22 protein-coding genes are annotated in these 22,401 nt (G+C 47.4%); 14 read left to right on the top strand and 8 right to left on the bottom strand.

The genetic code is table 11. The features are described 5' to 3' along the window. Window positions 1–137 precede the first annotated feature (137 nt). From pckA to hslR, 3 genes are all read right to left on the bottom strand, one after another. Window positions 138–1,766 (bottom strand): phosphoenolpyruvate carboxykinase (ATP), encoded by a 1,629-nt coding sequence (gene pckA / locus A9237_RS07580; protein WP_005434507.1) that lies wholly within the window; start codon window positions 1,764–1,766, stop codon window positions 138–140. Between the two features lie 337 nt (window positions 1,767–2,103). Next, window positions 2,104–2,979, bottom strand: coding sequence for an Hsp33 family molecular chaperone HslO (gene hslO, locus A9237_RS07575; RefSeq protein ID WP_078607975.1), 876 nt, complete (start codon window positions 2,977–2,979; stop codon window positions 2,104–2,106). Between the two features lie 31 nt (window positions 2,980–3,010). Continuing rightward, window positions 3,011–3,397, bottom strand: a complete 387-nt coding sequence (gene hslR / locus A9237_RS07570) for a ribosome-associated heat shock protein Hsp15 (protein ID WP_078607974.1) — start codon at window positions 3,395–3,397, stop codon at window positions 3,011–3,013. Window positions 3,398–3,653: 256 nt separating this feature from the next. Here hslR and gspC point away from each other — a divergent pair, with 256 nt between their 5' ends. Genes gspC through A9237_RS07510 form a run of 12 tightly spaced genes read left to right on the top strand, consistent with a single transcriptional unit; the run spans window position 3,654 to window position 15,015 of the window. Then, window positions 3,654–4,577: a type II secretion system protein GspC gene (gene gspC / locus A9237_RS07565; protein WP_045482813.1), complete on the top strand. Its 924-nt coding sequence runs from the start codon at window positions 3,654–3,656 to the stop codon at window positions 4,575–4,577. Between the two features lie 36 nt (window positions 4,578–4,613). After that, entirely contained in the window at window positions 4,614–6,659 is a 2,046-nt protein-coding gene (gene gspD, locus A9237_RS07560; RefSeq protein ID WP_041057236.1) for a type II secretion system secretin GspD, read from the top strand. Then, the gene (gene gspE / locus A9237_RS07555; protein WP_005434497.1) at window positions 6,652–8,154 is read left to right on the top strand and encodes a type II secretion system ATPase GspE; all 1,503 of its coding nucleotides are present in this window, start codon (window positions 6,652–6,654) and stop codon (window positions 8,152–8,154) included. Before gspD ends, gspE begins: the two co-directional genes overlap by 8 nt. Further along, window positions 8,154–9,374, top strand: coding sequence for a type II secretion system inner membrane protein GspF (gspF, locus tag A9237_RS07550; RefSeq protein WP_005434495.1), 1,221 nt, complete (start codon window positions 8,154–8,156; stop codon window positions 9,372–9,374). Before gspE ends, gspF begins: the two co-directional genes overlap by 1 nt. Before the next feature lie 60 nt (window positions 9,375–9,434). Then, window positions 9,435–9,878, top strand: a complete 444-nt coding sequence (gspG, locus tag A9237_RS07545; RefSeq protein WP_005434493.1) for a type II secretion system major pseudopilin GspG — start codon at window positions 9,435–9,437, stop codon at window positions 9,876–9,878. A 22-nt stretch (window positions 9,879–9,900) separates the two neighbouring features. Next, window positions 9,901–10,515, top strand: a complete 615-nt coding sequence (locus A9237_RS07540) for a prepilin-type N-terminal cleavage/methylation domain-containing protein (protein ID WP_005434491.1) — start codon at window positions 9,901–9,903, stop codon at window positions 10,513–10,515. Continuing rightward, window positions 10,496–10,891: a type II secretion system minor pseudopilin GspI gene (gene gspI, locus A9237_RS07535; RefSeq protein WP_020195437.1), complete on the top strand. Its 396-nt coding sequence runs from the start codon at window positions 10,496–10,498 to the stop codon at window positions 10,889–10,891. Before A9237_RS07540 ends, gspI begins: the two co-directional genes overlap by 20 nt. Then, window positions 10,878–11,579 carry a type II secretion system minor pseudopilin GspJ gene (gspJ, locus tag A9237_RS07530; RefSeq protein WP_078607973.1) on the top strand — a complete coding sequence of 234 codons (702 nt, stop codon included), beginning with the start codon at window positions 10,878–10,880 and terminating at the stop codon, window positions 11,577–11,579. The genes gspI and gspJ overlap by 14 nt, the downstream gene beginning before the upstream one ends. Further along, window positions 11,572–12,582: a type II secretion system minor pseudopilin GspK gene (gspK, locus tag A9237_RS07525; RefSeq protein ID WP_038894010.1), complete on the top strand. Its 1,011-nt coding sequence runs from the start codon at window positions 11,572–11,574 to the stop codon at window positions 12,580–12,582. The genes gspJ and gspK overlap by 8 nt, the downstream gene beginning before the upstream one ends. Next, window positions 12,551–13,753 (top strand): type II secretion system protein GspL, encoded by a 1,203-nt coding sequence (gene gspL / locus A9237_RS07520; protein WP_078607972.1) that lies wholly within the window; start codon window positions 12,551–12,553, stop codon window positions 13,751–13,753. The genes gspK and gspL overlap by 32 nt, the downstream gene beginning before the upstream one ends. A 7-nt stretch (window positions 13,754–13,760) precedes the next feature. Further along, entirely contained in the window at window positions 13,761–14,252 is a 492-nt protein-coding gene (locus tag A9237_RS07515; RefSeq protein ID WP_009707965.1) for a type II secretion system protein M, read from the top strand. A 1-nt stretch (window position 14,253) separates the two neighbouring features. Beyond that, window positions 14,254–15,015 carry a type II secretion system protein N gene (locus A9237_RS07510; RefSeq protein WP_078607971.1) on the top strand — a complete coding sequence of 254 codons (762 nt, stop codon included), beginning with the start codon at window positions 14,254–14,256 and terminating at the stop codon, window positions 15,013–15,015. A gap of 287 nt (window positions 15,016–15,302) precedes the next feature. Here the strand turns inward: A9237_RS07510 and cysQ are convergent, their stop codons facing one another. From cysQ to A9237_RS07490, 4 genes are all read right to left on the bottom strand, one after another. After that, on the bottom strand, window positions 15,303–16,130 hold the full coding sequence (gene cysQ, locus A9237_RS07505; protein WP_005434478.1) for a 3'(2'),5'-bisphosphate nucleotidase CysQ: 828 nt from the start codon (window positions 16,128–16,130) through the stop codon (window positions 15,303–15,305). A 44-nt stretch (window positions 16,131–16,174) separates the two neighbouring features. Beyond that, entirely contained in the window at window positions 16,175–16,738 is a 564-nt protein-coding gene (gene nudE, locus A9237_RS07500; RefSeq protein ID WP_005434477.1) for an ADP compounds hydrolase NudE, read from the bottom strand. 174 nt (window positions 16,739–16,912) lie between these two features. Continuing rightward, the gene (gene nfuA / locus A9237_RS07495) at window positions 16,913–17,497 is read right to left on the bottom strand and encodes a Fe-S biogenesis protein NfuA (RefSeq protein WP_005434470.1); all 585 of its coding nucleotides are present in this window, start codon (window positions 17,495–17,497) and stop codon (window positions 16,913–16,915) included. Between the two features lie 97 nt (window positions 17,498–17,594). Next, the gene (locus tag A9237_RS07490) at window positions 17,595–18,320 is read right to left on the bottom strand and encodes a phosphoribosyltransferase family protein (RefSeq protein WP_078607970.1); all 726 of its coding nucleotides are present in this window, start codon (window positions 18,318–18,320) and stop codon (window positions 17,595–17,597) included. Between the two features lie 84 nt (window positions 18,321–18,404). On the opposite strand from A9237_RS07490, the gene bioH reads away from it, so the two are divergent. Next, window positions 18,405–19,169, top strand: coding sequence for a pimeloyl-ACP methyl ester esterase BioH (bioH, locus tag A9237_RS07485; RefSeq protein ID WP_078608709.1), 765 nt, complete (start codon window positions 18,405–18,407; stop codon window positions 19,167–19,169). Between the two features lie 135 nt (window positions 19,170–19,304). Beyond that, on the top strand, window positions 19,305–19,769 hold the full coding sequence (locus A9237_RS07480; protein ID WP_005430182.1) for a hypothetical protein: 465 nt from the start codon (window positions 19,305–19,307) through the stop codon (window positions 19,767–19,769). A gap of 124 nt (window positions 19,770–19,893) precedes the next feature. Here A9237_RS07480 and A9237_RS07475 read toward each other — a convergent pair whose 3' ends face one another. After that, window positions 19,894–22,215: a Tex family protein gene (locus A9237_RS07475; RefSeq protein ID WP_078607969.1), complete on the bottom strand. Its 2,322-nt coding sequence runs from the start codon at window positions 22,213–22,215 to the stop codon at window positions 19,894–19,896. Between the last annotated feature and the right edge of the window lie 186 nt (window positions 22,216–22,401).

The raw sequence follows: 22,401 nt of genomic DNA, 5'->3' as shown, positions 1-22,401 counted from the left end.
TTGGGGTAAGTGAGTATCGACTTACTTAGATAGGCTTAAGCTTGTATCAATCTCTGGTTGGATTCAATAAAAAGCCCCTCAAAAGAGGGGCTTGAAGATTATTTTTGTAGCTAAGTCACGAAGGCTTAACGAGTGGCTTAGTCTAGCTGAGGGCCAGCTGCCACTAGTGATTTGCCTTCTGCGTTGTCAGTGTACTTATCAAAGTTGTTGATGAAGCGCTCTGCCAAGTCTTTTGCTTTGCTTTCCCATTGTAGTGGGTCAACATAGGTATCACGTGGGTCAAGGATGCTTGGATCCACACCTGGTAGTGAAGTTGGCACTTCTAGGTTGAAGATTGGAATGTGCTTAGTTTTCGCTTCTTCAATCGAACCATCAAGGATCGCATCAATGATGCCGCGTGTATCTTGGATAGAGATACGTTTGCCGCTGCCGTTCCAGCCGGTGTTGACTAGGTAAGCTTCTGCACCGGCTGCTTCCATGCGTTTCACTAGTACTTCTGCGTACTTAGTTGGGTGTAGAGTTAGGAACGCTGCACCAAAACACGCTGAGAACGTTGGCGTTGGTTCAGTGATGCCACGCTCAGTACCTGCTAGCTTAGCGGTAAAGCCAGACAAGAAGTGGTATTTAGTTTGCTCAGGAGTCAGTTTAGAAACCGGAGGAAGTACGCCGAACGCATCAGCCGATAGGAAAATCACTTTGTTTGCGTGACCACCTTTCGATACTGGCTTAACGATGTTGTCGATGTGATGCAGTGGGTAAGACACACGAGTGTTCTCAGTCTTAGAACCGTCATCAAAGTCGATAGAACCATCGCTACGAACCGTTACGTTCTCTAACAGCGCATCACGGCGGATAGCGTTGTAGATATCAGGCTCAGCTTCTTTCGATAGCTTGATGGTTTTCGCGTAACAGCCGCCTTCGAAGTTGAACACGCCGTCGTCATCCCAACCGTGCTCGTCATCACCAATCAGTGCACGTTTAGGATCAGTTGATAGGGTCGTTTTACCTGTGCCAGATAGACCGAAGAAGATCGCAACATCGCCTTCTTCACCCATGTTTGCACTACAGTGCATTGATGCGATGTCTTTTAGCGGAAGGAAGTAGTTCATCATTGCGAACATGCCTTTCTTCATTTCGCCGCCGTACCAAGTACCACCGATCAACTGAGTGCGCTCTGTTAGGTTGAACACAGTGAAGTTTTCAGAGTTCAGACCATGCTCTTCCCACTTCTCGTTGGTGCACTTCGCACCGTTCATTACCACAAAATCAGGTTCAAACGTTGCCAACTCTTCTTCTGTTGGACGGATGAACATGTTTTTCACGAAGTGCGCTTGCCACGCTACTTCAGTGATCACTCGAATGCTCAAACGAGTGTCTGGGTTTGCACCACAATAACCGTCAATCACAAATAGACGCTTGCCTGAAAGCTGGTTGGTCACTAGCTCTTTTAGGTCGTCCCATACTTCTTTGTTGATTGGTTTGTTGTCGTTTTTCACCGCGTCAGAAGTCCACCACATGTGCTCTTCTGTCGTTGCATCTTTAACAATGTACTTATCTTTTGGTGAGCGACCAGTAAAGATACCAGTGTCTACGGCAACCGCGCCGAGTTCTGTAACCACACCACGTTCATAACCTGTTAGGTCAGCACGGGTCTCTTCCTCAAACAGCATTTCGTAGCTTGGGTTGCGAACAACCTCTTTAACGTTGTGCAGTCCGTGTTTGGTTAGATCAAGTGTTGCAGCCTTTGTATGTTCCATAACGGTCATAGGTGCTCCTTATAAGGATTTTTGTAGGGATTTTGTAAGAATGTTTTAATTTTTATCTGCTCACCATGCTAGCAACGGGGCGGGGAGAAAACAGGGATATAGTTCAAAAATTATCCATGATTTCAGTGTGGTTTTAGGTAACCCGTCACATATTGGTGCGAATAGTTTATCGTGGCCGCAAACCTTTGCGCTAGGGCAAAAGAATTATTAATTATTTAAAATTAAGCGGTTGCTTTATTACGTTGGAGGCTAAGGTATACGAGGGGTTGATCACAAAAAGGCCAGCGTGATGCTGGCCTTTTGATAGGAAAATTACATGCTTGTTAAGCTATGAAAATTAATGCACGGTTTTATTGCCGGAAGTTGCTTGCGTATACAGTTCGGTAATTTCAGGTTCGTCGAACGTGTATGACGTGCCGCAGTAATCACAATGTAAAGAAATTGTACCTTCTTCCGCCAAAATGTCATAAATTTCAGATTTATCAACTGTGATGATCGCCGCGCCACTGCGCTCGCGAGAACAACCACAGTGGAACTCCACAGGTTGTGGCTCGTATAGGCGAACAGAGTCTTGGTTGTATAGACGGTAAAGCAGTTCGTTTGCTGGTAGCGTGAACAGCTCTTCGTTCTTAACCGTTGCTGTTAGTTGCTCTAGGTGTTCAAAGTCTTCAGGAGTACCTGTACCGTCTGGCATTACCTGAATCATCATACCTGCCGCATGCTTTTTGCCTTCGTGCTCGCCAGTGCGGATCCACAAACGCGTTTTTAGCTGCTCTGAGTTTGCGAAGTAGCCTTCGATAACGTCAGCCAGTGTTTCACCTTCTAGGCCAACCACGCCTTGGTAGCGTTCGCCTTTTTTCGGCTCGATGGTGATCACTAGGTAACCTTTGCCCATCATTTCGTGCAGCGTTGCGTCATCAGCAATGTCGCCTTCCCAACGAGCTACGCCACGGATCTTCTGATCGTGGTCGCCATTGATGACTGCCAAAGATACAGGGCCATCACCTTGTAGTTGGATAGTGATTGAGCCTTCGAACTTCAAAGTTGCAGTTAAAAGTGTGGTTGAAACGAGTAGCTCACCCAACAGTTTTTGCAGTGCTGCCGGATATTCCTTGCTGGAGATAATACGTTGGTATGCTTCATCCAATTGAACCAACTCGCCACGTACAGAAAGATCTTCAAATAGGTAGCGGTTTAAAACATTATTTGCCATGGAGTGCTTTCCTCGTCGGTAATTCCGGCTTTTATTGGTGTTTGAACTTAATGATGTCGCGGCGCTGCTTTTTGTCTGGGCGGCGTTCCGGACTAGGGTTGTGGGCGTTGAGTTTACGCTGTTTCGCGAACTCTTCGCGTTGGCTGACGCTTTCGTCAGTTTCGCGATAGAGCGTTTGAGCGATTGGTGCGCCCATTCGACGATCAGAGATTTTCTCGATGATCACCGTCTTCTCTTCATTACCTTGACGAAGACGAATCTCAGCGCCCAACTCAACGGTTTTGCTTGGTTTGCTTCGTTGCCCATTATAGTGGACTTTACCGCCATCGACCATATTGCGTGCGATGGAACGGGTTTTATAAAATCTGGCAGCCCATAGCCATTTATCTAGCCTTACGGCTTCATTTGTGGAACTCATACGACTCTACACTATCTAATCACTGCAAGAATGATGCAGTGACTGGTGGATTATTCACCTACAGATGGAGCCAAGGCTGTTTTTTTTCAAGGGAGTTGGCAAAAACTGCATAAGAAAAAGGTATGAAAAGGAACTTGTGATATAGTTCACTGCTCTTTGTTGAGTAGTAATTTTATTGCAATTTTAGCAAGATAGAGTCGACACGCTTTCATTCATAGTGAAAGTCGACGGACGTAAGAATAAAGGAATCAATTCAGTGAAGCGTTTAGAGCTAAGTGCAGGATTATCAAGCAGCCCGCTACTGGCTCAGATTAAGTCCAACAATCACGTCATTCAAGCGAAACTAAGTTTGCTCTTAACTTGTCTATTTATAGCAATGACAGGTTGGATACTTGGTAAAGTGGTGTGGTTAGCAATGCCTCAAACCTCTGGTGTGACTCAATGGAAGCCATCAGCAAACGCTGTTGCGTCAACTAATAAAAAAGACGCGATTGATTTCAATGCCCTCCAAAATGCCAACTTGTTCGGAAAGTACACCGAGCAAAAGCCGGTCGTAGTAGAACAACCTGTCGTGCAAGATGCGCCTAAAACCCGCCTAAACCTAACACTTGTTGGTGCTGTTGCGAGCAGCAACGCAAAAACGAGCTTAGCGGTGATTGCAAACCGAGGTAAGCAGGCAACTTACGGCATCGGTGAAGAAATTGACGGCACGCGTGCAGAATTAAAAGCGGTTTTGGTTGATCGAGTGATCATTGATAACCAAGGTCGTGATGAAACCCTTATGTTGGAAGGCATCGAGTACAGCAAGTTGTCTGAGAGTCGTCCGGCAACTCGACCAAAAGCAGCGAAAGCGGATAACTCATCCGCAGTGAGTGAAAAGGTCGACCAAATTCGTGCGGAAATTGCTAAAGATCCGCAAAGCGTATTCAAGTACATCAACATTTCTCCGGTTAAGAAAGACGGAGGAATCATCGGCTATCGCGTCTCACCAGGTCGTGATGCGGCGTTGTTTAATGATGTCGGTCTAAAACCTGGTGATATTGCGGTGCAATTAAACGGGATCGATTTAAGTGATCCTTCATCTTCAGTAGAACTGATGCAAGTGATGAACGATCCGCAAGAACTGAATTTGACTGTTGAGCGCGATGGCCAGCAGTACGACATCTATATCCAATTGTAATACTTAGGCAAGCTGCGTAAGTTCAGGGAGACATACGTGAAACATTGGTTTAGCAAAAGTGCTTGGTTACTTGCAGGGACACTACTCTGCGCTCCGGGTGCGATGGCGAACGAGTTTAGTGCAAGTTTCAAAGGCACTGACATTCAAGAATTCATCAACATTGTAGGTCGTAACTTAGAGAAGACCATCATTGTTGACCCGTCTGTACGCGGCAAGATCGACGTGCGCAGCTATGACGTTTTAAACGAAGAGCAATACTACAGCTTCTTTTTAAACGTACTAGAGGTTTACGGTTACGCTGTTGTTGAAATGGATAACGGTGTACTAAAAGTCATCAAATCGAAAGATTCAAAAACTTCTGCAATTCCTGTTTTGGGTGATGACAGTGCAAAAGGCGACAGCGTGATTACACGTGTAGTTGCGGTGCGTAACGTATCGGTTCGTGAACTTTCTCCACTACTGCGCCAACTGATTGATAACGCAGGTGCGGGTAACGTGGTGCACTACGATCCAGCCAACATCATCTTGATCACCGGCCGTGCTGCGGTCGTAAATCGTTTGGCTGAAATCATCAAACGTGTTGACCAAGCGGGTGATAAAGAAATTGAAGTCGTAGAGCTGAGAAATGCTTCTGCGTCTGAAATGGTGCGTATTGTTGACGCTCTGAACAAAACGACCAATCAAAAGAGCACGCCTGAATTCCTTGAGCCAAAAATCGTTGCGGATGAGCGTACCAACTCAATCCTGATTTCTGGCGACCCTAAAGTTCGCGCGCGCTTGAAACGTTTGATTCGCCAACTTGACGTAGAAATGGCAACCAAAGGTAATAACCGCGTGGTTTACCTGAAGTATGCGAAAGCAGAAGACCTAGTTGATGTACTAAAAGGTGTATCTGACAACCTACAAGCGGAAAAGCAAGCGGGTCAAAAAGGCGCATCAAATGCGCAACGTGGAGAAGTGGTGATCGCAGCTCACGAAGCGACTAACTCGCTAGTTTTGACTGCTCCGCCAGATATCATGATGGCGCTGCAAGATGTGATTTCTCAACTGGATATCCGTCGTGCACAGGTTCTGATTGAAGCACTTATCGTTGAAATGTCAGAAGGTGACGGCATCAACCTTGGTGTTCAATGGGGTAACCTAGAAACAGGTGCGGTAATCCAATACGGCAACACTGGTGCGCAAATTGGTAACGTAATGGTTGGTCTTGAAGAAGCAAAAGATACAACTAAAGAAGAGAGTTACTGGAATGCAAACGGCGGTGAGGATGGAACTGGTGGTTTCGAAACTCGTCGCTATACCGAGGAAGGTGACTATTCGACTCTAGCGGCAGCACTTGGTGGTGTTAACGGCGCAGCAATGAGCATCATGATGGGTGACTGGACAGCATTGATTACTGCTGTATCATCGGATTCAAATTCAAACATTCTGTCTTCTCCAAGCATTACAGTGATGGATAACGGTGAAGCGTCGTTCATCGTTGGTGAAGAAGTACCGGTAATTACAGGCTCGACTGCAGGCTCGAACAATGACAACCCATTCCAAACGGTTGACCGTAAAGAAGTCGGTATCAAACTGAAAGTCGTGCCTCAAATCAACGAAGGCGACTCAGTTCAGCTGAATATCGAACAAGAAGTGTCTAACGTTCTAGGTGCAAATGGTGCGGTTGACGTACGTTTTGCTAAGCGTCAGCTAAACACCTCTGTGATGATCCAAGATGGTCAAATGCTGGTTCTTGGTGGCTTGGTTGATGAGCGTGCACTAGAAAGTGAATCAAAAGTGCCACTATTGGGTGATATCCCTGTGATTGGTCAATTGTTCAAGTCAACCAGCACGCAAACTGAGAAGCGTAACCTGATGGTATTCATCAAGCCAACCATCATCCGCGATGGTATGACGGCAGATGGTATTACTCAGCGTAAATACAACTTCATTCGTGCGGAGCAGCTTTACAAAGCACAAGAAGGCTTGAAGTTGATGGATGACTCAAATATCCCAGTGATTCCTGAGTTTGGCCAAGATCGTAAGCATCCTGCTGAAATCCAAGCGTTCATTGATCAGATGGTAAAGAATAATGGTTGATATGTTAGACACAGCGCCAAGTATGCGCCGTCTGCCATTCAGTTTTGCCAATCGCTTTAAACTGGTTTTGGAGACGGAGCACCCTGAGCGCCCTCCAATTCTGTATTACGTAGAGCCGCTTAACCCTGCGGCTCTGGTTGAAGTACGCCGAGTACTGAAACAAAACTTTATTCCTCAAGTGATGGACAAAGAAGCATTCGATAAAAAGCTCACGGAAGCGTATCAACGTGACTCTTCTGAAGCTCGTCAGTTGATGGAAGACATTGGCGCAGACAGCGATGACTTCTTCTCCTTAGCAGAAGAGCTACCTCATGATGAGGACTTGCTGGAATCTGAAGATGATGCGCCAATCATCAAATTGATCAACGCCATGTTGGGTGAAGCGATCAAAGAAGGGGCGTCGGATATCCATATCGAGACGTTCGAGAAAACCCTTTCGATTCGTTTCCGTGTTGATGGTGTATTGCGTGAAGTTCTAACCCCAAGCCGCAAACTAGCGCCTTTGCTGGTTTCTCGTGTGAAGGTTATGGCGAAACTCGACATTGCTGAAAAACGCGTACCTCAAGATGGTCGTATTTCTCTGCGTATCGGTGGTCGTGCGGTAGACGTTCGTGTATCTACCATGCCTTCGTCGCATGGTGAGCGCGTGGTAATGCGTCTATTGGATAAGAACGCCACTCGTCTTGATTTGCATAGTTTGGGTATGACGCCTTCAGTGCATGACAACTTCCGTCACCTGATTGGTCGTCCTCACGGCATCATTTTGGTGACCGGTCCGACAGGTTCGGGTAAGTCGACGACCTTGTACGCGGGCTTGCAGGAGATCAACAGCAACGAACGCAACATTCTAACGGTTGAAGACCCTATCGAATTCGATATTGATGGCATCGGCCAAACGCAGGTAAACCCGAAAGTTGATATGACTTTTGCGCGTGGTCTGCGTGCGATTCTTCGTCAAGACCCGGATGTAGTTATGGTCGGTGAGATCCGTGACTTAGAGACAGCACAGATTGCGGTGCAAGCCTCTTTGACTGGTCACTTGGTTATGTCGACACTGCACACCAACACGGCTGTGGGTGCGATTACTCGTCTGCGCGACATGGGTATTGAGCCATTCCTGATTTCTTCTTCATTACTGGGCGTGCTTGCACAGCGTCTTGTTCGTACACTTTGTTCTGACTGTAAAGAACCATACGAAGCGGACAAAGAGCAGAAGAAACTGTTTGGTTTGGAAGAGCATGAATCGCTCATTTTGCATCGAGCGAAAGGCTGTGAAGTATGTAACCACAAAGGGTACCGTGGCCGTACTGGTATTCACGAACTCTTGATGGTGGATGAAAAAGTCCAAGAGCTGATCCACAGCGAAGCGGGTGAGCAAGAGATTGAGAAAACAGTTCGTCAGCATACGCCAAGTATTCGTAGCGACGGCCTGAGTAAAGTCAGTCGTGGTATCACTTCTCTTGAAGAAGTCATGCGAGTGACCAAGGAAGCGTAATGGCAGCATTTGAATACAAAGCGCTGGACGCGAAAGGCAAACAGAAGAAAGGCACCATCGAGGGGGATAACGCTCGTCAGGTGCGCCAACGCCTAAAAGAGCAGGGTATGATTCCTGTCGAGGTGATGGAAGCCAAAGCGAAAGCCGCTAAGTCTTCAGGCGGGTCAGTTGGGTTCAAACGAGGCATCAAAACCGCAGAACTGGCGTTGATTACGCGTCAGCTTTCGACCTTGGTTCAATCGGGGATGCCACTGGAAGAATGTTTGAAGGCCGTTTCAGAGCAAGCTGAAAAGCCACGTATTCGTTCGATGATTGCCGCGGTGCGCTCAAAAGTCACCGAGGGTTACCCTCTGGCCGACAGTTTGGGTGACTACCCACATGTTTTCGATGAGCTTTACCTTTCGATGGTGGCAGCGGGTGAAAAATCGGGTCACTTGGATACAGTGCTAGAACGCTTGGCTGATTATGTAGAAAACCGCCAAAAGATGCGTTCTAAGTTGCTGCAAGCCATGATTTACCCTGTGGTATTGGTGGTGTTTGCCGTTGGTATCGTTTCTCTGTTGCTGTCTTCTGTCGTACCTAAAATCATTGAACCGATTATTCAAATGGGACAAGAGTTGCCTCAATCGACGCAATTCTTGTTGTCTGCCAGTGAGTTTGTCCAAGAATGGGGGCTTATCATCTTTGTCGTGGTGGTGGTGCTCTTCTATGGCCTTAAACTCGCATTACAGAAACCAAATTTTCGCTTGGCTTGGGACCAAAAAATTCTCAGCCTGCCGTTGATTGGTAAGATTTCTCGCGGTCTGAATACCTCACGATTTGCTCGCACCTTGTCGATTTGTACCTCAAGTGCAATTCCTATTCTTGAAGGGATGCGAGTCGCGGTCGACGTTATGTCGAACCGTTATGTAAAACAACAGGTCTTAGTTGCGGCAGACAACGTACGAGAAGGTGCAAGTCTGCGCAAAGCCCTTGATCAAACTCGCTTGTTCCCACCAATGATGCTGCACATGATTTCCAGTGGTGAGCAAAGTGGTGAGCTTGAAAGCATGTTGACGCGAGCGGCGGACAACCAAGACCAAAACTTTGAATCGACGGTCAACATTGCACTTGGCATTTTTACTCCAGTATTGATTGCCCTGATGGCGGGCTTGGTACTTTTCATCGTAATGGCGACATTGATGCCAATGTTGGAAATGAATAACTTAATGAGCGGATAGAATTCGAGTTAAGACGTGTCTATTGAAGGCATGGCTTGAATCTAACTTTCGGAGAAAATAATGAAATTTAAACGCAGTAAGCAACAAGGCTTTACACTTCTAGAAGTGATGGTTGTTGTGGTTATCCTAGGTATTTTGGCGAGTGTTGTTGTTCCTAACTTGCTAGGCAACAAAGAAAAAGCAGACCAACAGAAAGCGATCACAGACATCGTGGCATTGGAAAACGCGTTGGACATGTACAAGTTGGATAACAGCGTTTACCCAACGACTGACCAAGGTCTAGACGCATTGGTGAACAAACCTTCTAACCCAGAGCCGCGCAACTACCGTGACGGTGGTTACATCAAGCGTCTTCCATCTGATCCATGGGGCAACGAGTACCAATATCTGAGCCCTGGCGATAATGGCACGATTGATATCTTTACTCTGGGCGCTGATGGCCAAGAGGGCGGTGAAGGTCCAGCTGCAGATATCGGCAACTGGAACATGCAAGATTTCCAATAAGCGCTAGCTGAAACCAGCACTAATGAAGCAAATGCAAAAACATCTCGGTTTTACATTGATAGAAATTCTATTGGTGCTGGTTTTGTTATCTCTTACCGCCGTGGCGGTGATCGCTACCTTGCCTACTAGTCAGAAAGACCTTTCTAAACAATATGCGCACAGTTTTTTTCAACGCTTACAACTGCTTAATGAAGAAGCCGTGTTAAGTGGCAAAGACTTTGGTCTGCGCGTTGATGATGTTAAATCCACCTACACCTTGTTGAGCTTGACCCAAGATGGTTGGCAGCCACTTGAGTTAAAGCAAATCCCAAGTGAGACAAAACTCGAAGGGGATATTTCATTGCAATTGGATTTAGGCGGTGGTGCTTGGGATAAAGACGATCGATTGTTCGAGCCTGGCTCTCTGTTTGATGAAGACATGTTTGCTGAGGAAGAGGACAAAGAGAAGAAGAAAGTGAAACCACCTCAAGTGTTCATTTTCTCAAGTGCTGAGATTACACCATTCTCTCTATCTTTCTTTCCTGAAGAAGGAGATGCATTCAACGATGGTTGGCGAATCATTGGTAAAGAAACAGGCGAAATCAAATTGTTAGCGCCTGGGGAAGAAGCGGAAGACGATGACAATTCGATATTCTAAGCCAAGCCGTATTGGCTCGTCGCACCGCAACACACGAGGTATGACATTACTTGAAGTGCTGGTCGCCCTAGCGATCTTCGCAACGGCAGCGATCAGTGTGATTCGCTCAGTGAGTCAGCACATCAATACTGTCAGTTATTTAGAAGAAAAAATGTTTGCAGCCATGGTTGTGGATAACCAAATGGCCAATGTGATGCTCTCGACCGAAAAGCTTAAAGCGAAAAACGGTACAGAAGAATTAGCAGGGCGCACTTGGTATTGGAAAGTCACACCGGTAGCCACTGCGCAGCCATTGCTGAAAGCATTTGATGTCAGTGTCGCGACAGATAAAAAAGCGAGCCCAGTTGTCACGGTGAGAAGTTATGTTGCTGAATAACAAGCGATATAAAGCTCGCAACTCAAAGTCCAATCGAGGTTTTACGTTGATTGAAGTGCTGGTATCGATTGCGATTTTTGCCAGCATGAGTGTCGCCGCTTACCAAGTGGTATCGCAAGTGCAGCGCAGTAATGTGTTGTCTCAAGAGCGAACTCAACGTCTCAATGAGCTACAGCGCGCGATGGTCATGATGGATAACGATTTCCGTCAAATGGCAATGCGTCAAATGCGTACTAACGGTGAAGAGCCTTCAAGCCAATTACTGTTTTGGTCAGATTACTTGCTCGATTCTGATGCGAAAGGCGTGATGTTTGCGCGTTTGGGTTGGCATAACCCACAGCAGCAATTTCCACGCGGTGAAGTGACTAAGGTTGGCTATCGCATCAAAGATGAAGTCTTACAGCGTGTATGGTGGCGATACCCTGACACTCCAACAGGGCAAGAAGGTGTGATTACACCGCTGCTAACACAGGTCGAAGAGTTTGATATGCGCTTTTACGATGGAAAATCGTGGAAGAAAACGTGGGAAAACGGCCGTGAACTGCCAAAAGCCGTTTCAGTGATATTGAAGCTGAAAGATTATGGTGAGATTACTCGCACTTACCTGACGCCGGATGGCAAGCTCAATCCGGGTGGAGAAGATGATTCTTCGGGCAATGACTCATCAGGGGGCAACAATGATGGCTAATCGTCAGCGCGGTGTTGCGCTCCTAATTGTCCTGATGCTGCTTGCGATTATGACAACAGTAGCCGCGAGTATGTCAGAGCGGTTGTTTTTGCAGTTCCAGCGCGGTTCGAACCAGATTAACTACCAACAAGCTTATTGGTATAGCTTGGGAGTGGAAGCGTTGGCTGAGATTGGTATCGAACAGAGCTATGAAGACGACGATACCATCAACTTAAGCCAGCCTTGGGCAATTAAAGAACAAGTTTATCCGCTTGATTACGGGCAGGCTTTAGGTCGCATTGTTGATAAGCAAGCCTGCTTCAATATGAACGTCCTAGCGAGCGTACAGCCAACGGGTGAACAAACGACGCGTCCATACTTAGTGCAAGTTTTCCAACGTTTGATGGAAGAAATGGACGTGGAACCTTACCAAGCTGAAGTGATCGCCGATTCGACGTGGGAATACGTTGATAGTGACAGTACCGTGCGTTCAACCGCGGGTGTGGAAGATAGTACTTACGAAGCGATGAAGCCGCAGTATTTGCCACCCAACGGTTGGATGGCGGATGCCAGTGAACTGCGCGCGGTGTACCAAGTTAGTGGGGACATCTACCAAAAAATTGCTCCGATGATTTGTGCGCTTCCGAGCGACGATTGGCGCTTAAACGTCAACACCATAGAAGTCGAGCAAGCGCCTATTTTGGTTGCCATGTTTACCCCAGGGTTGAGCAGTAGCGATGCTGTTCAGCTGATAGAAAAGCGTCCTTTCGATGGCTGGGAAAGCGTCGATGAATTTTTGTCAGAGTCAGAATTAGCTGGCCTGAGCGATGATGTAAAGAAAAATGCCCGAGGCTACTTAGGAGTCGATAGCTCCTTTTTTGAATTGGATGCACAAGTGCTGGTGGATGAATCCCGTGTACGTATCCGAAGCCTTTTGCAAAGTACAGATAGAGAAACGGTGACTGTCGTTCGCCGTCGTTTTGGAGGAATCAGTGAGCGAGTTTCTGACCGTTCGGCTGAGTAGCGAACAACAAAGTACCATTCCATGGTTGGTGTGGTCGACACAACAGCAAGAAGTGATTGCCAGTGGTGAGATTGCCGGGTGGGAACATCTGGATGAACTGGTCGCGTATGCCGATCAGCGACAAATTATCGCGCTATTAGCAAGCCATGATGTTGTGTTAACAGAAGTGGATATCCCACCGGGTGCTGCACGTCAGTTTGACAGTATGCTGCCTTACTTGGTGGAAGATGAAGTCGCGCAAGACGTGGACAACCTGCATTTCACCGTTTTAGATAAGCAAGCAGAAAGCGCACAAGTGTGTGCCGTGGAGCGAGCTTGGATTCAAACCATTTTGCAGCGTTTTGCCAGCCAAGGTCTTGTAATAAAGCGCATGCTACCTGACGTATTAGCTATGCCTGTGGACGCAGAAGCGAGCTCTGCAGCACTGTTGGGTGAGCAATGGTTGATTCGCCACTCTCAAACTCAAGGTGCAGCGGTTGATGCTTCATGGCTAGACCTTTACTTATCTGCCTACTTACAAAGCCACGAAGGTTGGAAGCTGGACTGTTACAGTTCGCTGCCTGAATCAAGCGTGCCAGACATTTGGGTATCAAAGCCTGAAGAAATGACCATGGCGTTGTTGGCAAAGGGCACAACAGAAAGCAAGGTTAACCTACTTTCTGGCGCGTTTAAGCCGAAATCGTCTTGGGGCAAGTACGTTAAGGTTTGGCAGAAAGCCGCAATAGCCGCTGGTGTGTTGCTGGTTGTTTTGGTTGGTCAGCAGCTGTTAATGGTGCATAAATACGAAGCGCAAGCTCAAGCTTATCGTGAAGAGAGTGAGCGTATCTTCCGTCAAATCTTCCCAGACAAACGACGCATCCCAACAGTTAGTTACTTGAAGCGCCAAATGACAGACGAAGAACGTCGTCTGTCTGGTGGATCAAGTGATGTGGCGATGTTGTCTTGGATCGCGGCTTTGCCAGCAACATTGGGACAGGTTAATGACCTACAAATCACCAGTTTCAAATACGACGGTCAACGTGGTGAGGTTCGCATTCAAGCGAGCAGTTCTGACTTCCAGCCATTCGAGCAAGCTCGAGTCAAATTGGCGGAGAAGTTTAACGTTGAACAAGGCCAACTGAACCGCAACGGCAATGTTGTGATGGGCAGTTTTGTGTTGAAGCGTCAGTGAGGTGATGATGAAGAATTTAATCGCACAAGCTCAGACTTGGTGGAGCAGCATCTCACAACGTGAGCAGCGTTTGGTGATGGGTGGTGGCATTATTGCCATTATCGGGATGATCTATTGGGGAGTATTACAACCAATGAATCAACGTGCTGAGCTAGCTCAATCCCGAATCCAAAGTGAAAAACAACTGCTGACGTGGGTACAAGATAAAGCCGATGATATCAGCGCATTGCGTAAAAGTGGTGGTGTAAGCTTTTCTAATCAGCCATTGAACCAAGTGGTGTCTTCATCCGCTCGTCGTTACAAGGTGGAGTTGATCCGTGTACAACCACGTAATGACAGTGTTCAAGTATGGATTAAACCTTTGGCATTTAACCAAATGGTCGATTGGCTGCGTTATCTAAAAGAACAACAAGGGATTGAGGTGGAATTCCTAGACATCGATCGTACCGACCAAGCGGGTATGATTGACGTAAACCGCCTGCAATTTAAGCGAGGTTAAGGTGAAGAAAGCCGTTCTTTATGTGGTGATTTTTATTGCCTTTTTCTCAACCAGTTTGATTGCTGGTTTGCCAATTTCTTGGGTGCTACAACAAGTGCCAAGCGTGAGAGGTCTCGACATTCAAGGTGCGCAAGGCACAGTTTGGCAAGGTCGTGCATCAAGCGTACGTTGGCAGCGTCAGAACTTCGGTGAAGTGAACTGGGATTTCCAACTTTCCAGTCTGTTTACCGGTAAAGCGGAATTCGCCGTCCGTTTCGGTCGCGGGAGCGATATGGACGTACGTGGTCGTGGCTTGGTTGGCTACAGCTTAACTGGCGGCCCATACGCGGAAAACTTAGTCGCGTCGATTCCTGCGGCAAAAGTGGTGGAGCAAGCACGTCTTCCTGTACCGGTTGGTGTTGAAGGTCAACTTGAGTTGAACATCCGTCATGCGACTTACGCAGCGCCTTGGTGTAAGACAGCAGAAGGTACGTTAGTTTGGAGTGCGAGTGGCATTCAAAGCCCACTTGGTAGTCTTGAACTTGGTCCTGTCATTGCTGATTTAAACTGTAAAGACAGCGTGCTATCGGCATCGGGTGAGCAAAAGAGCAAGCAAGTCTCAGCGGCGTTTTCTGCTGAGCTAATGCCAAATCAACGTTACTCCACCAAAGCGTGGTTTAAGCCGGGGGCAGAGTTCCCATCAGGCATGAGCGATCAACTTAAATGGCTGGGCAATCCAAACGCTCAAGGTCAATACGAGTTTGATTACAAAGGGCGTTTTTAGCCACACTCAGAAACCATAACATCTTTAAAGAGCTGCCAATGTGCAGCTCTTTTTGTTTTTGGATCATAGTAGGCCAAACCCTCCATTTGCTGTACAAGAAATCCAAGGATTATTTTCTTTAAGCTTAAGTGTTTGATTTTTATTTAATAATGTAAATTCGTACAGCTATGGGAGTATTTAGATTATGGTAGGCCAAATACTCCTAACGCTGTACAAGAAGAAAAAAGAAAGGCCACGAAGTCGATTCGTGGCCTCTTTAAAATCTAGCTATGCAGATTGGATTAGGGTCAGTCTTTGCGCTGTAGAATCTCATCCCAAGGCAAATCCGCATCGCCCAGTACGATGAAGTTTGGATTCTCCAACGTCTCGCGCTCATTGTAAGAAAGCGGCTCAAGTTGCGTGCTGAGAATGCGTCCGCCCGCTTCTTCAACAATGCATTGTGTAGCCGCGGTATCCCACTCGCCAGTTGGACCTAGACGTAAGTAACAGTCCACAGCACCTTCAGCGACAAGACAGGCTTTGAGTGCGGCAGAACCAAGAGGAATCAAGTCATAGTTCCAAGCGCTACTCATGCGGCTCGTGATGCGGTTGATGTCTTGGCGACGGCTGATTGCGATAGCGATGTTTTGTCCAGGCTGCTCATGTTTGTGAGTGTGGATTTTCACGCTCTCTGACATGTCTGGAATCTTCCAAGCGCCTTTGCCGCTGTATGCGTAGTAAGTCACGCCAGAAACCGGGCCATAAACTACACCCATAGTTGGTTTGTTGTTGTCGATTAGCGCAATAATAGTCGCGAAGTCACCACTGCGTGCGATGAATTCTTGGGTGCCATCTAGCGGGTCGACAAGCCAGTAACGCTCCCATTGCCCACGCTGCTCTAAGCTGATATCCGCCGCTTCTTCAGAGAGGACAGGGATATCTGGGGTGAGTTCGCTCAAGCGTTCAGTAATCAGTTTATGCGCCGCGATATCAGCGCTGGTGACTGGGGTCTCGTCACTTTTGGTGTAGGCTTCGTACTGCTTTTTCTCGTAGATATCGAGAATCAATTGACCTGCACTGCGCGCAATTTCGATGACTTGCGGGAGCAGGTGAGATAAATCTTTTGTCATTGGCATAGGTAATGGTCCTTCCTCACTATTATGAATCAGCTCTTCGGCTGTTATTGGTTGTGAGTGGTGTTTTGTAAGTGTCTTAGTGCCAACATCAACGCTGTGATGCTTCTTGCTTCACAAAAATCTAAGTGTGTTAAAAGCTCTTCTGCTTGAGCGAGTGGCCAACGAACAATGTCTAGTGGCTCAGGCTCATCGCCTTCTTGTTTTTCTGGATAAAGGTTCTGCCCCAAAAACAGTGTCATTTTGCTCGAGAAATAAGAAGGAGCAAGAATCACTTGTTTGAGTGGTGTCAGGTCATTAGAACCAAAACCGATCTCTTCTTTTAACTCTCGGTCAGCCGCTTGTTGTGGTGTTTCACCTGGGTCGATCAAGCCTTTTGGAAAGCCGAGTTCGTAGCGTTCTGTACCTGCAGCGTATTCACGAACCAAGAGTAAGTCGCCTTGTTCAGTCACAGGAACAACCATCACGGCATCACGCCCACTCGGTTTCATGCGTTCATAAGTACGTAGTTCGCCATTAGAGAAGCGAAGGTCGAGGGCTTCCACAGTAAACAGTTTAGATTGTGCGACCGTCTGACAAGAGAGGATCTCTGGTGGGGTCCTTTTCGACATAACGCTGGCTCCTTAGTATCGTTAACTCATCGAAGAAATGAGATTTCTTAATATATGAGAAGAAAGCTCGAGTTTCTAGCGTGATGATTCAGCATAACGCAATTGAAAACAAAAATGGGAGGCAAGTGCCTCCCATTTCTCGTCGATATGCATTGCTAGTAAGTCATCAGCGACTTAGTAGTAAGAGTGATCGCCACGGTCGTGCTCGGTAGCATCACGAACAGCTGTTAGCTCACCAACGAATTGGTTCAAAAGCTCTTTCTCGATGCCTTCTTTTAGAGTCACATCAACCATTGAACAACCGTTACAACCACCACCGAATGCAACGATAGCGATGCCGTCGTCTGTGATTTCAACTAGGTTTACGTGGCCACCGTGACCTGCAAGTTGTGGGTTCACTTGAGTTTGGATTACGTACTCAACACGTTCTACAAGTGGAGCGTCATCCGCGACTTTACGCATTTTTGCGTTTGGCGCTTTTAGCGTTAGTTGAGAACCCATTTTGTCAGTAACAAAATCGATTTCAGCGTCTTCAAGGAAAGGAAGGCTTAGCTCATCAATGAATGCAGAGAAACCGCTGTAAGGGATTTCAGTGTCAGTGCCTTCAACCGCTTCTGGTGGGCAGTAAGACACGCCACACTCTGCGTTTTGTGTTCCTGGGTTAACAACGAAAACTCGAATGTTAGTGCCTTCAGGCTGTTGGCCTAAAAGGTTGGCGAAATGCGTTTGCGCAGTTTCTGTAATAGTAATATTTGACACGACGAATACCTGAGTAAATTTGTAGGCTATTGCTGCTATTCTACTCCTGTTGACGGCTCGGTCTAGTCTTTTTGATGCTAAGACATGGCGAAGCGATCTAGAGTGAGCCTGGGGCAGGAGTTCTGCAGATGCAGTAAATATCGATGCTTTCTACGCCAACTTCAAGTAGTAAATGACATAATTGTCGGACCGTACTACCTGTTGTAACCACATCATCCACAATCGCTACGTGGGAAAAGTTCACCTCACCTTGTAGGGTAAATGCCCCTTTTAAATTCTGTTCACGACTGGCTTTTTTATTTCCTCGTTGCGATTCGACGCTTTTTGCGCGTTTAAATACCTTATCTTCATATCGCACATTTAAATGGTGGGCGAGATGTTTGGCTAGGAAATGGCTTTGGTTAAATCCTCGTTTTAAATAGCGTTGCCAATGTATTGGTACACAAGTAATCACTGGAGCTGGGTGTTCAATTCGTTCGGCCAGTAATTGAGTGAGTGCGCCGACATGCCATGCCTCACCATGATCTTTAAAGCGTTGCACTTGGTTAGACAGAGGGAAGTCATAATCTCCCAACGTATACAAACGTTGCCAAGGTGGTGGCTCTTTCAGGCACTCACCGCACTCTGTTGAGGTATGTGATTCCTCTTCTGTCATTTTTAAACCACAACGAGTGCAGCGTTTGATGGGCGTGAGGTGTTCAAAACAACGGTCGCACCACCGCATTGGGTTTGGTTTCTGTTCAACGGAGATCGGAAATCGGCATAAACCACATTGGCTGCCAAGTACGCGGTGCATGATGTTTTGCCATTGATGAGATAACATACAATCCATCCAAGGTGAGCGAGTCATCAGAGTAAAGCTTGGATTGCGTGGTAAGGAATAAGATAAGTGGGAGAGAACGAGAGCATGAGCACGAATTTACACTGGCAGTCATTTGGTCAAGGACCAGATTTGGTGTTGCTTCATGGATGGGGCATGAATGGTGCGGTATGGCAGCAGACGGTCGAGTCTCTTCAACCTTATTTCCGAGTTCATGTGGTCGACCTTCCGGGGTACGGGCATAGCGCGGAATCTCACGCCGAAGACTTAGCCAAAATTGCTGAGCTTGTTCTGCAAGACGCGCCAGAGAAAGCAGTTTGGCTTGGCTGGTCATTAGGTGGCTTGGTGGCAACCCACATTGCACTTAACGCTCCGCAGCGTGTGAGCAAGTTAATCACGGTAGCCAGTTCACCAAAATTTGCTGCTGAACGTCCTTGGCGTGGCATTCAACCTAACGTGTTAACCGCATTCACCGATCAATTGCTGGAAGACTTCTCTGTCACTATTGAGCGTTTTATGGCGCTGCAAGCGATGGGCAGTCCGTCTGCACGCAAAGACGTTAAACAACTCAAACAAGCGGTACTATCACGTCCGCAGCCGAATCCTGCTTCATTGTTGGTTGGTTTGAATATTCTTGCTGATGTGGATCTGCGCGATGCTTTGGCCTCTCTTTCGATGCCGATGCTGCGCCTTTATGGTCGACTTGATGGTTTAGTGCCAATCAAAGTGGCAAGTGACTTGAGTGAGCAGTTGCCAACTACTCAGCAGTTTGTTTTCAACCAATCTTCTCATGCGCCGTTCATGACCGAACATGAAGCGTTTTGTCTCCAAGTGCGAGAATTTGCTGCTTAATTAGCGAGCCTACAAATCTAAGCGAATAAAACCCTAAAGCTGCTTAAAAATTGGTCGATATAAGTTTTAGCGAACTCTTCTTGTGGGAGGAGTTTGCTGTATTGACGAGTTGGGCGACTCTGAGGAGGGTTCGCAATGATTGTGTCACCGGCTAACGTAAGCGTGCCACTGATCGCCCCATCCGTTAATGTGCAGACGGAACAAGCTGCTCGTGACAATAAAGTCCGAGAACCTGTGACGCCAACAGTCGCACTGGCGAAAACCAATGCGGAGCGCAAAGTAAAAAGTGATGAGAAGCGGCGACGCCAATCCTCGTGGGATCCATCGGAGCATCCAGACTACGAAGTGGAACCCGAGGTGGATACCCGTTATCACGAAGAACCGGAAGACACGCTAGAACGTCTTTTCGGTTTGCTTGCGCTCAAGAGTTACAGCGAAGATCAGGGTAAGGGCTACGCGATACGCTTTCGATTACCTAAGCGCATTTTGGATGCTGCGGTCAAAGAGGGATTGATGGAAAAGCGCAGGAAGGTGATTAAGTTTCATTATGGTCACTCGGTCGCGCCCCATACACCGTCAGAAGTGATAGCAGTATTATGACGACTCAATATCCTACTCAAATAAAAACGCTCCTAGCAGATTGACTGATTGGAGCGTTTTCTTTTTAGCTATGAAAGCTCGTTAGCGGTGAAGCCTCGTTGTTAGTGGTGAAGCCTAGGCGAGATTACTTTTTCGCTTTAGCAAACGCTGCTGCAAAAGCACCGCCCATTGCGCTGTTAGATGACGAGTCATCACGGCGAGGCTGACGACGTTGCGGTTGGTCATTACGACGCGGCGCTGCTGATGAGCGTTGGCTACGGTTGTCTTGACCCGGTTCGTCGTTCATACGCATCGATAGGCCAATACGCTTACGCTGCACGTCCACTTCCATCACTTTCACTTTAACGATGTCGCCCGCTTTCACCACTTCACGTGGATCCGACACAAAGCGGTCTGTCAGTGCAGAGATATGTACGAGACCGTCTTGGTGAACGCCGATATCAACGAAGGCACCGAAGTTGGCTACGTTAGACACCACGCCTTCTAGAATCATGCCTGGTTCCAAATCAGATACCGAGTTTACGCCTTCTGCAAACGTCGCCGTTTTGAATTCTGGACGCGGGTCACGACCCGGCTTATCTAGCTCTTTGATGATGTCTGTAATGGTTGGCACACCGAAGTTATCGTCGGTGTAATCGACCGCATGCAGACCTTTTAGGAAGCTTGAATCACCAATCAGTGCTTTGATGTCTTTGTTGTTCTTCTCAGAAATCGCTTTTACCACTGGGTACGCTTCTGGGTGAACGGCAGACGCATCAAGTGGGTTCTTACCATCCATAATACGTAGGAAGCCTGCACACTGCTCGAACGCCTTAGGACCTAAACGAGGTACTTTCTTCAAGGTTGTACGTGCTTCGAAACGACCGTTTTCATCACGGAAGTCGACAATGTTCTGCGCGATGGTGCTCGACAAGCCCGCTACGCGCGTCAGTAGTGCTGCAGAGGCGGTGTTTACATCAACACCGACCGCGTTTACACAGTCTTCCACAATCGCATCTAGGCGTTTTGCTAGCATTGATTGGCTAACATCGTGCTGGTACTGACCCACACCAATCGATTTAGGATCGATTTTCACTAGCTCAGCCAGTGGGTCTTGTAGACGACGAGCAATCGACACCGCACCACGCAGAGACACATCCATATTCGGGAATTCTTTCGCTGCAAGCTCGGATGCTGAGTAAACCGATGCACCCGCTTCACTCACGATGATTTTCTGAACTTTCAGGTTGCCACGTTTGATGACGTCTGCGACAAAGCTGTCGGTTTCACGTGAAGCCGTGCCGTTACCGATAGCAATCAAATCGACGTTGTACTTGCGCACTAACTGATCAACGATTTGTGCTGATTTGTCGTATTGCTTTTGTGGTGGGTGAGGGTAGATGGTTTCGGTTGCAAGCACTTTACCAGTCGGATCGACAATGGCGATCTTCGAGCCTGTGCGCAGACCCGGATCGAGACCAAGTGTTGCACGAGGACCAGCCGGTGCTGCCATCAACAAGTCTTTTAAGTTGGTGGCAAATACTTCAATCGCTTCGATCTCTGCGCGCTCTTTCATTGCGCTCATTAGCTCGGTTTCCATGTGCATCGATACTTTGATGCGCCATGCCCAGCTGATCACTTGCTTACGCCATGTATCCGCAGGTGCGCTGCTGAGAGTCACGCCATAGTGGTCAGCAATGATGGTTTCGCAGTAAGACTGACGAGCGCTTTCTTCCTGTTCTGGATCGGCATTCATTGCCAATGTCAGGAAGCCTTCGTTACGACCACGTAGCATCGCAAGTGCGCGGTGCGATGGTACTTTGCTTAATGGCTCGTTGTGGTTGAAGTAATCTTTAAACTTCTCACCTTCTTGCTCTTTGCCTTCAACGACGCGAGCACCCATTTCCGCATTACGGTTTAGGTGACCACGGATTTTCTCTAGCAGGTTTGCGTCTTCCGCAATGCGTTCCATGATGATCGCGCGAGCGCCATCCAGTGCGGCTTTGGTGTCTGCCACGCCTTTGTCTGCATCAAGGTATTTACTTGCTTCGCTTTCTGGCTCAGTTTGCGGATGATTCCAAAGCTGGTCTGCGAGCGGCTCAAGACCGGCTTCAATCGCGATCTGACCTTTGGTGCGACGCTTTGGTTTGTAAGGTAGGTACAAGTCTTCAAGACGAGTCTTGCTGTCTGCCTGAGTGATCTCTTGTTCTAGCTCTGGCGTAAGTTTGCCTTGCTCTTGGATCGATTTCAGGATGGTTTGACGGCGATCGTCCAGTTCACGAAGGTAAGACAGACGGCTGTCTAGAGTACGCAGTTGGGTATCATCAAGGCCGCCCGTCACCTCTTTACGGTAACGTGCAATAAATGGGACCGTGTTACCGTCATCAATAAGGGTTACAGCAGCGTTGACTTGCTCAGGGCGAACATTCAGCTCTTGAGCAATCATGCGACAGATAGCTTGGCTCATCCGTGTATTCTCTTTAATTCTGTTTGGGTATTGGTTGTGTATAGAACATTGGGGTCATTCATGGAATTTGCAATGTTTTAAACTAGTAACTCAAAAATTTACCGAGCGCTGGTGGACATCAGTCAGATTTGTGTCAAAACTGTAATTAAATTGAGAACTTATACATTTGGTTATCGACTAACCCCT

Source organism: Vibrio owensii (assembly GCF_002021755.1).
Lineage (GTDB): Bacteria > Pseudomonadota > Gammaproteobacteria > Enterobacterales > Vibrionaceae > Vibrio > Vibrio owensii.
The sequence above is the reverse complement of the archived record's forward strand: the minus strand, read 5'-3'. Positions and strand labels throughout refer to the sequence as shown.